At 34.4% G+C, this 13328-nt stretch carries 15 protein-coding genes; 3 read left to right on the forward strand and 12 right to left on the reverse strand.

All coding sequences use genetic code 11. The annotated features are described in order from the left end of the window. Positions 1-150: 150 nt before the first annotated feature. Both PGH12_RS06120 and PGH12_RS06125 read right to left on the reverse strand, forming a co-directional pair. Positions 151-549 (reverse strand): response regulator, encoded by a 399-nt coding sequence (locus PGH12_RS06120; protein WP_267597286.1) that lies wholly within the window; start codon positions 547-549, stop codon positions 151-153. Continuing rightward, positions 539-2089, reverse strand: coding sequence for a sensor histidine kinase (locus PGH12_RS06125; protein WP_267597287.1), 1551 nt, complete (start codon positions 2087-2089; stop codon positions 539-541). Before PGH12_RS06125 ends, PGH12_RS06120 begins: the two co-directional genes overlap by 11 nt. A 399-nt stretch (positions 2090-2488) precedes the next feature. Between PGH12_RS06125 and PGH12_RS06130 the strand changes: the two genes are divergently transcribed. Then, the gene (locus PGH12_RS06130) at positions 2489-2983 is read left to right on the forward strand and encodes a hypothetical protein (protein ID WP_267597288.1); all 495 of its coding nucleotides are present in this window, start codon (positions 2489-2491) and stop codon (positions 2981-2983) included. Between the two features lie 20 nt (positions 2984-3003). Here PGH12_RS06130 and PGH12_RS06135 read toward each other — a convergent pair whose 3' ends face one another. After that, positions 3004-3435: a hypothetical protein gene (locus PGH12_RS06135; protein ID WP_267597289.1), complete on the reverse strand. Its 432-nt coding sequence runs from the start codon at positions 3433-3435 to the stop codon at positions 3004-3006. 254 nt (positions 3436-3689) lie between these two features. Between PGH12_RS06135 and xth the strand changes: the two genes are divergently transcribed. Then, entirely contained in the window at positions 3690-4469 is a 780-nt protein-coding gene (gene xth, locus PGH12_RS06140; RefSeq protein WP_267597290.1) for an exodeoxyribonuclease III, read from the forward strand. A gap of 55 nt (positions 4470-4524) precedes the next feature. Here the strand turns inward: xth and PGH12_RS06145 are convergent, their stop codons facing one another. Next, on the reverse strand, positions 4525-5982 hold the full coding sequence (locus PGH12_RS06145; RefSeq protein WP_267597291.1) for an OmpA family protein: 1458 nt from the start codon (positions 5980-5982) through the stop codon (positions 4525-4527). 366 nt (positions 5983-6348) lie between these two features. Further along, positions 6349-6627, reverse strand: a complete 279-nt coding sequence (locus tag PGH12_RS06150; protein WP_267597292.1) for a hypothetical protein — start codon at positions 6625-6627, stop codon at positions 6349-6351. Between the two features lie 250 nt (positions 6628-6877). On the opposite strand from PGH12_RS06150, the gene PGH12_RS06155 reads away from it, so the two are divergent. Beyond that, positions 6878-7255 (forward strand): PEGA domain-containing protein, encoded by a 378-nt coding sequence (locus PGH12_RS06155; protein WP_267597293.1) that lies wholly within the window; start codon positions 6878-6880, stop codon positions 7253-7255. Between the two features lie 46 nt (positions 7256-7301). Here PGH12_RS06155 and PGH12_RS06160 read toward each other — a convergent pair whose 3' ends face one another. From PGH12_RS06160 to PGH12_RS06190, 7 genes are all read right to left on the reverse strand, one after another. After that, the gene (locus PGH12_RS06160; protein ID WP_267597294.1) at positions 7302-7529 is read right to left on the reverse strand and encodes a hypothetical protein; all 228 of its coding nucleotides are present in this window, start codon (positions 7527-7529) and stop codon (positions 7302-7304) included. A gap of 3 nt (positions 7530-7532) precedes the next feature. Further along, the gene (locus tag PGH12_RS06165; protein WP_267597295.1) at positions 7533-8474 is read right to left on the reverse strand and encodes a hypothetical protein; all 942 of its coding nucleotides are present in this window, start codon (positions 8472-8474) and stop codon (positions 7533-7535) included. Positions 8475-8479: 5 nt separating this feature from the next. Then, positions 8480-10414, reverse strand: a complete 1935-nt coding sequence (locus tag PGH12_RS06170) for a type VI secretion system Vgr family protein (RefSeq protein WP_267597296.1) — start codon at positions 10412-10414, stop codon at positions 8480-8482. 263 nt (positions 10415-10677) lie between these two features. Further along, positions 10678-11082: a type VI secretion system tube protein TssD gene (gene tssD, locus PGH12_RS06175; RefSeq protein WP_267597297.1), complete on the reverse strand. Its 405-nt coding sequence runs from the start codon at positions 11080-11082 to the stop codon at positions 10678-10680. A gap of 230 nt (positions 11083-11312) precedes the next feature. After that, positions 11313-11507: a cold-shock protein gene (locus PGH12_RS06180; RefSeq protein ID WP_047445827.1), complete on the reverse strand. Its 195-nt coding sequence runs from the start codon at positions 11505-11507 to the stop codon at positions 11313-11315. A gap of 70 nt (positions 11508-11577) precedes the next feature. Next, a complete protein-coding gene (locus PGH12_RS06185) occupies positions 11578-12222 on the reverse strand; it encodes a DEAD/DEAH box helicase (protein ID WP_267597298.1) in 645 nt (214 codons plus the stop codon). A gap of 430 nt (positions 12223-12652) precedes the next feature. Then, entirely contained in the window at positions 12653-13192 is a 540-nt protein-coding gene (locus PGH12_RS06190; RefSeq protein ID WP_267597299.1) for a helix-turn-helix domain-containing protein, read from the reverse strand. Positions 13193-13328 lie beyond the last annotated feature (136 nt).

The following is a 13328-nucleotide window of genomic DNA, read 5'->3' on the forward strand; positions in this document are numbered from 1 at the left end:
ATGACAATTATTAAACTAATTGTTACGAATAATGTCTAATATGAATGCAAAAAACCGAAAAATGATTTACTAATTAATCAGGAATTAGTAAATCAATTTCCGGTATATGAGGAATTTAATTAGATAAAATATTATTTCTGGTAATGGAAATTAACCAGTAGTTTCGATAACTCTGTCAATGTCAGAATTTGAAAGTAAGCCTCTTATTTTTATGATAAGATCATCCATATCAAAAGGCTTAGGAACAAAATCTGTGGCGCCCGCACCATTTGCGATGCTACTTCCATCCACACTTGCAGAAAGCACTATTACAGGTAAATTTTCAAATTCTTCTGTTGTGCGTAACGTTTTTAAAACCTGATCGCCCGATAAAACCGGCATCCAAAGATCCAGAAGCAGAAGATCTGGCATATATATTTTCATTTCTTTGATAAGATTTGTGCTGTTGATCTCGGTAATTACCTCAAATCCTTCAGACTCAAGCAACATCTGCAATACATCCAGAATTCCCTGATCATCATCACAGACCATTATTTTATTATTTTCCATTTTCATCTTTCATTATCGGTAATGTAAAGCTAAAGGTTGATCCTTTGCCTATCTCGCTCTCTACCCAAAGAGAACCTTTGTGGTTGGCAATAATTTCGTGAGAAATATAAAGACCAATACCTAAACCCGGGAATTTTTTTTGAATATCTCTAGCTCTGAAAAATCTTTCGAAGATTTTCTTTTTGTCCTGCGGACTGATTCCCATGCCGTAATCTGTGACCGAAACTTTTACAAAATTCCCCACTCTACTTACATGTACGTCAACCTGGTCGTTGCCTGGTGAATATTTAATCGCATTGGATATCAGATTATTAATCACCTGTGAAACCTGCAACTCATCTCCTAAGATCATTGCATCAGAATTTCCTGACAATATAACCTTATAGTCGGGTGTTGCCAAAGAAAGACTTTCAACAGTATCTTTTATCGTTTTATCAATGTTAAAAGGTTCATTATGAAGTTCGATATTTCCTGACTGAATCTTTGAAGTATCCAGCAGTTCTGTAATCAGATTATTGAGTCTGTCTACATAACTTCCCACCTTATCTAAAGTCGAAAGATATTTCTCTGAGGCACCATTGGGCGGCATTCTCTGAAGAAGTTGCACCAAACCTTTTATGGTTGTTAAAGGAGTTTTCAGTTCGTGACTTGCGATAGACAAGAAATCGTCTTTTCGACGGTCGATTTCCGTTTTATCGGTAATATCTTCTATCGCGATGAGAATTCTATCTTTGTACTGACCCTCAAATTCTACTCTGTATGCGTTGAGCAACATGATTTTTTTTCCTATATGCGGAAAATCATGTTCAACTTCAAAATCTATCACAGGATTATTGGTAGGAAGAATCTTAATTAAAAGTTCTTTTAACGCTTCGATATCCCATTGATGATTTCCCAGTTCGAATAGAAGCGTACCAACTGTATCTTCCGAAGAAACTTTAAATGTATTTAAAAAATGAGTATTGGCACTGATAACTGTAAATTTAGCATCAAGAACCAATAAACTTTCTCTTACAGTATGAATAATACTTGAAAGAAAAGCTTGATTGTCAACAAGCTCCTGAGTTCTCATCTGAATTTTTCTTTCCACAGATGCTTTTTCTTCTCTCAGTTCGTATTCAGCTTTTTTACGGTCGGTTATATCATTCTGAACTCCTATAAAGTGAGTAACTTCCCCGTCATCATTATAAACAGGAGAAACGTATAATTCGTTCCAGAAGAGTTTACCGTTTTTTTTGTAATTTCTTATCTCCACGCGACATTCTTCACCTTTTTCAATACATTCTTTTAAAATGTCTCTTTCCGGTTGTGCGCGATCCTGTGCCTGCAAAAACCGGCAGTTATGACCAATAATTTCATTGTGGTGGTATCCTGTGATGGTCTCAAACGCTTTATTACAATAGATAATAGGATTATCAGGCTGAGTATTGTCAGTAATGATAATACCTGAATTTGCGGAATTGAGCGCCTTAAGATAAATTTCTAGATTATTTTTTAAGTTGCCTTCTGACCTTTGTAAGGCCTCACGTGATGTTTCCAATTCTAAGCGGTTTAATTAACACAATTCTGCAATAATAGTAAGAAAAATAAATACTAATCAACTATTTTTATGACAGATATTGTTACTCACCAAATATTATGCCCAGAGTTAACAGAAAATGATAAATTTTACAATATTATTTACCGAATAGTATTATCAAGCATCTTTTCTTCAATTTTTTTTAATTATAAAAGCAGGAAGTTAATCTTTTTGCTTTTATGGGAGTCGTATTCACGGTTTTAAGTGCAGTAAGGTAAATTCAGCTTTTTAATGATTGATCAGTTTTATAATTTAAAACTTTCTTGCGACAATTATATTTTGTGAAATTTTAAATTATTTCACCGATGTAAACTGTATATTTGCGAAAAATTATTTTAAAAAATATTGAACGATATCAATATGCAGAACTTTGATTTCCACAGACTGATACCGATGACCAGTTTTGTGATCGACTACTATTCCCATGAAGGATATGCCGATTTGCAGACTTTGCAACTAATGAAAAACTACGCAAGTTTTCTGAAACAGCCATTATCATTAAAAATGTTTGTTCCCACTGATCATGAAAATGAACTTTTGAAAGAGCCTGAAGACTACCTTCTTTGGAAAGAGTCATCACCAAAATTTAGAAAAGAAAAATTTTCTGATCAACAGACGGAGCAGATAAAGCTGTATGAAAAGGCTAGAAAAAAACTACTTTTCGAAGGCTTTAAAATTGCATACAATGGGTATTCTGTAGTAAGAATCGTAGCAACCTACAACGATTCTATAGAGTTGTCTTTTAAAAAAGATAATCTAAGTTCTCAAATCCCTGCTGATGTTGAGTCACTTACAAATTTCGACATCATTTATCTCAGTGCGGCCTCTCTAAAATTAATAGGAATACGGAAATAACTACATTCTCAAATTTCCGTTTATCTAATTGAGTTTCCTGAATGTTTTCTTGAAGAGTTTATCCCATGAAAATTGTGATAGGTGTGATAAAGATCCTGGAAATAAAGGTCAGATTCTATTTCTGCAAAATCTGTAGGATTAAAATAAGAATATTCTGCTTTAGCTGATGTTGCAACATAATTATCTTTACGCGTTTTTTTAGCCTTTTTACATGCGCAATATTTTCTGTCTTTTATTCTGTGAACCTGTAAATCTAAAATTCGCACTTCTATTCCTTGAAAATCAGATTTTGCTTCAAAAGTCTTTTGATCGAATGTAAACCAAGGCTCACCATGGTAAAAAAACTGGTCTACGATCTCTGGATGATCATGATCTTTTTTGTCAACAGGAGTTGATGAGCAATATCCTTTACAACTTGTACAAAAAGCTACTTTAATAGAAATCGACTTCATAATTTTGATTTTGGATTTGTACTTCTATATATCAGAAGTTGTGCCACAAAAGCCATCAGCATTGATAAAAAGAGGAAAAATTAGATTTAATATGTTTGAAATACAAATGCTGAAATTCCGCTGTTCTCTTTTAGTTTTTAAATCAAATATATCGCTGAATTATTTCTCTTACTTAGTTTTTTATATTCTGTTTTAGAAATTATATTTGATGGAATAATCTTTGTCGGAATTTCAGTGAATTTAAATTTAAGCATATGAAAATTGCTACTTACAACGTAAATGGCGTCAATGGTCGTCTTCCTGTTCTTTTAAAATGGCTTAAAGAAGCAGAACCAGATATTGTCTGTTTACAGGAATTAAAATGTCCACAAGAAAAATTCCCAATTGAAGAAATAAATAACGCAGGATATAACGCAATCTGGAAAGGACAGAAAAGTTGGAACGGAGTTGCAATTTTAGCAAAAGGCCACGAAATAACTGAGGTTCAAAATACGCTCCCTGGTGATTCTGATGATGAGCAAAGTCGTTATATTGAGGCGATTATAAACAAGATCGTGATTTGTTGCCTTTATCTCCCCAACGGAAATCCATATCCCGGACCCAAATTCGATTATAAACTCTCATGGATCAAACGTTTCAAGAGAAGAACCAATCAATTAATAAAAATGGAACTTCCCGCGATTCTGATTGGCGATTTTAATATCATTCCGACCGAAAAAGATGTTCATAAACCTGAAAAATGGGAAGATGATGCGCTTTATAGAAAAGAAGTGAGAAATGCTTTTAAAGATTTAGAAAAAAAAGGATGGATTGATTCTCTGAGAAAAATTTACCCTAACGAAACGATCTATACTTTCTGGGATTATCTTTACAGAGCGTACGACAGAAATGCAGGTATAAGACTTGATCATATTTTGCTGAGTCCTTATCTTGCCGATTCATTAATTACTGCGGGAGTTGACAAGCATGTCCGAGGATGGGAAAAAAGCAGTGATCACGCTCCGACGTGGATCAATATAAAAACTGATTTATAATAACAAAAAAAGTCATACTTGCGTATGACTTTCTTATTTGAAATATCTTGAATACTTATTTAGCTTCGAAGTAAACTCTTCTGTTTGCTCTGTTTTTCCATTCAGGACATTTTGTAGCAGGATCACATTCAGGATATTTAAGGTCTTTTTTACCTTTACCCATTGCATCCAATTTCGTAGATTCTACACCGTTTTTGATCAAATAATCTTTAACGCTGTTTGCTCTTCTGTCTGATAATTTTTGGTTATATTCTTCAGAACCTCTTGTGTCTGTAGCACCAATTACTGTATAAGAACCGTTTGAAGAGTTGATATAATTTACAGCATTGTTAAGAACTGGTGTGTTTGAAGGTAAAATTCTGTCAGAATTTAAATCAAATTCAATTCCATCAAGTTTTGTTTCAGCTTCTGTTACTGTACCAGAATTAGTAGTTGTAGTAGGACAACCATTGTTTTCTACAGGACCAGGAACTGTAACACATTTGTCATAAAGATCGATCACTCCATCCATATCAACATCTAAAGCTACACCAGAACCATCAACTCTTGCACCTGCAGGAGTATCAAGCTGTCTGTCCCAGTCATCACATACACCATCATTATCTGCATCTCCGCTTTTACAAACTTCAACATCCATATTTTTAGCAGCTAACTCATCAAGTTTGTAGTAAATTTCCTGCAAAGGATCGTGCCACATTAGATGAGACTCATGCTTACCTAATTTTACAGAAAGACCAAGAGTTGCATTGAAGAAATTGTCAGAAACCTGATCTTCTCTCATGTTGATCGCACTGTAAGGAGCACCACCACCATCAAATTGATCGTCTGTAGTTACCACATACATTACTCTACCTTCAAGATCTAGTCTGTTGTTAATTTTATATTTTAATCCCGCTCCGGCTTGTCCGAAGAAATCTAAAGTTTTAAAAGGTTTGATCTCAGTCATCAATCGCTGTCCCGATTCATCTTTAAGAAATGCTCTGTAAGCGATAGTACCAATACCTGCATAACCGTGTAAAGCCCATCTGTAAGGAGATTTATTATCAACACGTCTCATCAAGTTAGAGAAATTAATATCTCCCAAGATTGAGATTGCGTCATATTGAGTTCTCGCACCTTGCTGTCCGTTGATCGATGCATTTACCGGAGCAGCATCTTTTGTATTAAACCATCCTTGTCTGGTTTCTCCACGATCGTACTGAAGGTTCAGACCGAAAGCATGAGTAATCGCTTTATCAACACTTACGTAAGCTGAGTAACCGATAAGATTTTTACCGTTTCCGTTTTTAATGGAAGTTAAATCTGCAGATTGCAACAACGGAACTCCAGCACCAAATGATACTGACCAGTCATTAAATCTCTTAGAAGATTGTGTGAACTTACTTACATTTGCAGAGCCTGAGCTGAAAGTATTCGGATACTCTCCGCTTGTTACCACTTGTAAACTGTCTTGAGCAAATGCCGTAGCTGGCAATGACAATGCTAATGAGAAAATTGCTAAACTTAATTTCATATTAAATTTTTTAAGATTAATTATTCGATTTTTTTAATAGTAAATCATTATATAAGGATTTACCTCTCTGTTCCTTTTTAGAACTGCAGTGTAGTACAAAAGCCTGCTGCAGTAATTTATCGTACGTGCCATTTGGTAGACAATTACTATACCAAAAAGGAATTAATCTGAAAATTTGAGAGAAAAATCTTAGTAAAAATTATGAAAAATTATGAAATAGCATCATAAATTATCAAAAAAATGGAGCATAACTCACTCAAAATAAGAGGCTTCATAGCAGTTGAAAATACTTAAAAATATATTTAGAAAAAATAATCATTTATTATTAAATAAAATTAATATAGAATCACTTTAAATAGGAAATCGCTATTCTATAATATGCATAACTTTCATTTTAGCATAATTGTAGGCATTTTTTGCTTCTTGGTATTCGATTTTGAGTGAAATTTCGAACCCATTATTCATAAAAAAAGTTACATATCCTTCATTATTAAATGCCAAAAAACAAATTTGTTGAGAATCGAGAATTATTGGGGCACCTAAAGTTTTTGCGCCTTCTGCGGAATTTGCACGTCGCATAGATTGCACTGATGACGGGTAAATGATGATGAGACCCTCGACGGTCGTTTCGAGTTTAGCTTTCATAATTAATAAATTTGGTGGAATCGAAGATCTCTCTGTAGATATTCTGAAATCGAATACAAATATAATGTTTTCAATATTTGTGCATCATAATTTAATGATGAAAATTTGCAGTGAAATATAAATATATGTTTTTAAATGTTCATCCCCATTAGTATAGTTAATGATGTCAAACGTTATTTTGAGTCATAATAATTTCTTCATTAAACCGTGATAATTTCGTATGTTCGCAACTGAAATAAATTTAAATTTTATGAAAAGAAAATTGACTTTTTTACTATTATCATGTATGGTATTTTCTGCAACTTCTTGTGCCAGTATTTTTACCGGAACGAAAGACAAAATATCATTCACCTCGCAACCTGAAGGTGCAAAAGTTCTGCACAAGGGAATAGAAAAATGCACTACACCTTGTACAGCTGAAATCAAAAGATCGTTGGCAAAACAGGTTGTGGTATTTGAAAAGGAAGGTTTTGAAAGTAAAGAAATGAAACTTACCAAGACGTTCAACCCGGTATCACTTCTCAACATTCTTCTTGGAGGTGCGATAGGAATCGGGATCGATGCTGCTACAGGTTCTCTAACGAAATACTCACCAAAAGCATATACTGTAGAATTACAGCCAAAATAATTTAGTAAAAATGATCGCAACAGAATATAAAAGTCTGTGCGATCGTTTATCTTTTAAAAATAAGTCTTTTGAGAAAAAGTAATGCCAGAAAAACGATGGCACCAATTATAGCGTAGGTAACTAAAATAAGGTAATCAATATTTCTGAATAGTTCCTGCGTATTTGGATCTATTGATGAAACTTCAGAATTGGAAATCATCAAATTAAAAAAGTAGAATATGATCCCCATCAAAAGACCAAGAATTACTACTATATAATTGGAGCGACTTTGCATATTTTATTCATTTAAAATTTTTGGAGGGAAGTACACATTACTTTCATCTCTTGCGAGTAAAAGAACCTGCATCTCTTTACCATCTCCGAACGCCAGTTTTTTGATTTTATTGGTAATCTCTTTCCATGTGCTATTGGAGGTAATGTCATCATAATTATCATCGTCAGAGGCTTTCTCGGCCAACTCTGGTGTAGCATAAATGTCATCTTTCGGAATGTAAGCGAAACAACCGTAAGACCCTCCAAGATGATCGTATCCTTTCATCTCGTATGTGCCACCAATATGAATCATCACATCTGTAGCAAAATTTTCATTAGCTCGGGGCGAATCGATACTTGTACCGTCTAATCGCTTTTGGGTTCTTAAAGGCTTCGCTGGAATTCTTCTGCTTCCGAATCTTGTAAAAATAAAGGCATCCATATCAGATCTTATGTACCTTGCAGATACGTTCGGGTAGCTTGGAAGCCATTGCAAACCGTACAGATTTCTAGAATAATTATCCGGAATGAAGGCTCTGTTGAGAAGTTCATATTTACCGGCTGTATTTTTCCCGACACTGTACCAAGCATCTCTCGTGACATCAAATTCTCCTTTATTTTCCTTCTTTACCTCTTCATCTTTTGTGTTCTTTTCAATATAATAAATATTCACTTTGTAAGTTGGGACCACCACAGCCGGATCAGAAAAACTGTAATCTAAACCTTTAACACCCTGTATACTATAACCCGTAATAGTATCAGTGATCTCTAATCTTATAATTTTCTTTAAAATCGGCTCTATTACCGGAGGATCGTCATTTTTACCATATGACACTCCATTTTGCAAACCTTTTTGAACAAATTGATTTTCCAGAGACGAATTTTCAATATTCGCACCTGCAAAATTTTTGGCTGAACCTCCGGTGATTTCTATATAATCGCCGCCTATGAAAGATTCTTTGCTCATAATACTTAGTGGTTTTTTGAAATTTCTGCAGAATTATTTTTTATCTCCGCTTGAGAATGTTGTTCAAAAACGCCCTGACTCTGGTTAGAAATTTTTCCGTTTGCCACACGCAGCCTGTCTTTTTCTGTATGAGATTCTTTATTACCCTGAATGAATTCCGTCATTTTTCCGGTAACATTGGTAATAAAGTCGGTTCCCACAGAAAGCATATTAAGCATTCCCACACCTGTGTTTTTATTAATTCCCGCTGTTTCAGAAATATTCATTCCTGCTGTTGTATTGATATTTTCAGCGATATTAATATTCATATTTTTCGCAGTAATGTTGATTGTTTCAGGTGCAGTAATATTAATATTGCTTCCTCTTGTATCAAGATGAATTTCGTTTCCTGACTTATCGGTAATAATAATACTTTCATCTTCTGTAAAAACAACTCTGTGGCCACTTCTGGTTTGTATCGATTTTACACGGTTATTCATTCCGCCACCAAGACCAATTCCTCCATGGAACATTCCGCCCATCACGAAAGGCCGATCCGGATGATTATGAACAAAATTTACCATTACCTGATCACCAACTTCAGGAATCGCGACATAACCTCTATTTTGTGTAATCTGATCTGTTCCTCCTGCATCCGGACTCATCATTCTAATAAAATGTGTGGTGTCGTTTGTCTGCCAGTCGAATCTTACCTGAACCCTTCCCTGCCCTTCAGGATCACTATTTGAAATTACTGTAGCGATCTGCGGTTCTGCTTTAGGAACCGAGAATTCTGGTTTGGGTAAAAACCCGGTATCTGATGCAATTCCGTGAAATGTTCCCGAATAATGCCCGATAGTGTCAATCTCATGAGTAGTCTCCGTTACCATAATTCGGGTGAAATACGAAGTCTCATTGCTATCTGGTTTGCGCATTTCAATATCAACTGCACATCCAGGATGTAAGAAGGGAACCGTCGTAGAACCCGAAATATTAAAAACGTTGACAGCCTCGCTTCCGGAAGTGCTTTTCTGACTATATTCTACATCAAGATGAGTGGTTGCCTTAATAGGAGCTACTCTTAAAGATGGTGTTTTATAAATAGTTTCATTATGTTGATAAGCTGTTTTTGCGAGATCGCCAACATGCTGAATCGGAGTATTTCCTGAAGTAAGCTTTTCGTTTTTGCTGCTGTTATAACCGTAGAATTGCGGTTTTGTATGTACGGCTTTCAATTCAACTTTAATATCACTAGCACTGCTACCGTAGGTAAGTTTAATGGGTTTATTCTGTGGAGGCAACTTTCCAAAATGCAAAACTTCACCATCATAATAAAACTGTTCGCCATAGGCTTCTGCCATTCTAGCTAAATAATTATAATGCGTCTCATCATACTGGCTGCTGTAGATAATCTGCGAATAATCATTAGTATCAATTCTTACGTCAAAACGGCTGTTGTCTAATCCTTGTTTAATTACCTCTTCTGCAATAATTCCCATATTAACAGCCTGATTTCCGCCAAAACTTTGAATATGAGGAGCACCATCCAGCAGTATAGTCGGGCTGTATCCTGAAAGAATAATATTACCGAGACTCATTTTTTCCTGACTGAAACCTACACCAGTAATCACACCAACAAAAGTTCGTTCCGGACTTTTATCAATGTCTTTATATGCAATAACGGCAGTAAGACGTTTTCCCAAAAACTTATTGGCTTCTTCTAAAGTATGCGTCTGGCGGTCACCAAAGGTATCATGCGCCAGAGTTAATGTAAACTCGTGATGGCGCTGTGCACTTTGTTTAAGTTTGAAATGTTTATAATATCGGATAACTTTACCTTCAATAACCAAAGATAATTTTACCAAGCGGTTAATCCCGTTGTGTTGGCTGTCTGAAATTCCTGCCGCATTCTGAGAAGGGCGAAAAGCAGAGCCTCTTGATGTTTCTGAGGTACTTGACATATTTTGTGATTGTGTGGTGGTTTAAAGTTATAAAAATTTTATGTACTTCAACAGGTTTTCTATATTAAATTTTTACAATTTAATTATGAAACACCTGAATGTCTTGTTTTTACGACAACTTGAATCTGCTTTTTTCTATAATTAAATATAAACAGATAAGCTGTTTTTTGAAATTATAAATTCTAAATTTCAGCGAAAAGACCGTCTTTCCGGACGGTCTTCGTATAACATAATACTATAATTAAACTACTTGCAAGACAGATTTAGCTTGATGGCCAAAGACCTTTGTATGCAGAATTACCATAATTAATGGTTTCTGCACTTACTATAAAGCTGATCAACATTGAGTTTTCATCTACTGCATCAAACTCTACTTCGTGCTGTATAACGTATCCGTTTTCCCAGCTTAAAGTGATTAATGTACCTTCTTCGTGTGATTTGTTAAAAGTAATTTCACCAGATGTCGGTTTGTACTTTCCGTTAAGCAATGACTCCAGAATATCAGATTTTTCTGTTGCCTCAATTGTAAGTTTGATTAATGCATTTGAAGGATCTGAAGCTACACGCCCCGAAACATCTGTAGATCTAGATACGCTGTAATTAAGCTTTAATAATTTTTGCCCTTCGCTACCGTTGAATTTTAAGATTCCTCTTGAATTTGCTGCCATGATAAAGAAATTTTAAACAGTTAATATTTATTAGTGATTGATTTTTGTATTTCAAAGATAGATACGCAAAAAATGATTTTCAAAAATTCTGTTACTTATTTTATTATTTGTAGTAATTCTACGATTTTATGTCGTAGTTCTACGATTAAAATATCAAACCAAACCCGCAAAAATTCGGACAAAAAAAAGCTGCTTCTTGCGAGGCAGCTTAGTTTAACGATATATATCGATTATGCAAGTCTTACATTAACTGCATTTAATCCTTTTTCGCTTTTTTCTACGTCAAAAACTACTTTATCATTCTCACGAATCATTTTAGTGTTTAATCCTGAAGAATGTACAAAAATGTCTTGTCCTCCTTCTGCTGGAGAGATAAATCCGAAACCTTTTGTTTCGTTAAAAAATTTTACTGTGCCTTGTTGCATTGTATTGGTATTAAAAATTGTTTTATTGTTTTTGTCTGATTCGACATCAAACTTTTTTATTTTCTTTAAATTACGAAACTGCAGAATACTCTGTGGCTTTCATGGTTTCTATTCTGCCGCTGCCGATTTTTTCCGCAAAGCTGCTGACATCGTTGCTAATTGCTGACGAATACAATATGTTTTGTCTTTTAGCAGGTAGTTTGGTCATCAGTTTTTTCAGATAATCAGCTTTATTTTCTAACAAAACTTCTAAATCGTCTATGATCAAAACTTCTATTTTTGAAAGACTGATATGTCGCTGATCATCAAGTTCCAAAAGCTTTTCCGGTGTTGCAATCAGAACATCTAATCTTCTTCTGAGCGAAGAAAGCTGTGTTCCGTTTGAAATACCTTCATAAACTGAAAGCTGCGATAAAGGAAGATATTTGGTATAAATCTTAAAATTATCTTCTATCTGCAATGCAGTTTCTTTCGTGGGAGTCAAAACCAAAACTCTTGTATCATTATGATCCGGGTTATTCTTTTTCAACATCTGAAGAACAGGCATTGTAAAAGAAGTCATCCTTTCGGTTCCCCGCGCAATCTGACAGAGTACATCTTTACCATCCAGAATCTGCGGTATCATCTTGATCTGCAATTCTGTAGGCATCGGACATCCTGCTTCTGTAGCAGCGCGAATGATGGGGTTGATTAAGTTTAGATTCTTAAAACTCATGGTATTACTTTGCCGAGTTACGGCTTTCCTTTTTCAATTGATCGGGAAACATTATTTAAATAGTTTGTGATCTGGTGAGATCATATATAGGAATTTAGTATTCTTTTTATAATTTCTTTATTTTTTCACATCATATTCATCGTAGCTCTAAAAACGTACCTTACGCTTACTATGCTACATTATTTGTCTTTCGGAATTATTATTTTTGGAACTCAATAAAGAAAAGGGAATTTTTCTCAGAAGAATTTTTCAATTCTTTTTAGCATCGAGACTTAATGCAAAACGTATAACTCATTTGTTTAAAAACACCTTTGACCAATCCTTTAATTATAAATATGGTATTCAGGTATTTATTTAACAATACAAAGATGAGCTAAAAATATGCATAAAATTTATATAAATAAATATTGAATTTACATAAATCACACATTTATAAATCTTCGAGATTTTTTTTTCTCTTCATTTTTAACTGTTTGTAAAAAGAGGGAGCAAGACCTGTGATCTTTTTAAACTGAAATGACAAGTGCGCAACACTGCTGTAATTCAGCTTGTAAGCAATCTCCGTGAGGTTTAATTCATTGTAAAGCAACAGTTCTTTTACTTTTTCAATCTTATTTAAAATAATAAAATGCTGAATCGTATAGCCGTTGACTTCCGAAAAAACATTGGCCAGATAAGTGTAATCATACTCCAATTTTTCGCTGAGATATAAAGAATAGTTCTCTTTTGGCTGCTCATCAGCAGTATGAATCATCTCCGTAATCGTATTTTTGATTTTTTCAATTAAAATACTTTTTTTGTCGTCCAGTAATTCCAGACCTAAATGCGCCAATCTCGTCCTGAAAATCTCAAGCTTGTCATGATCAACAGCTTCCGGGAAATCCACTGTGCCCAATTGTACAACGGCATGCTGTAAACCAAGCTTGTCAATTTCTTCCTGCACCATCATCTTGCATCGCAGACTGACCATATATTTGATGTATATTCTCATTCGATCATAAAAAAGATAATCTGTAGAAATAGCATTAATTATTTAAACAATCATCTTATAATAAAATGGAAGTTACGGAAATTTAAAATAAGATTAACTGTAATGTTAACATCAA

Source organism: Chryseobacterium sp. CY350 (genome assembly GCF_027945075.1).
Taxonomy (GTDB): Bacteria; Bacteroidota; Bacteroidia; order Flavobacteriales; family Weeksellaceae; genus Chryseobacterium.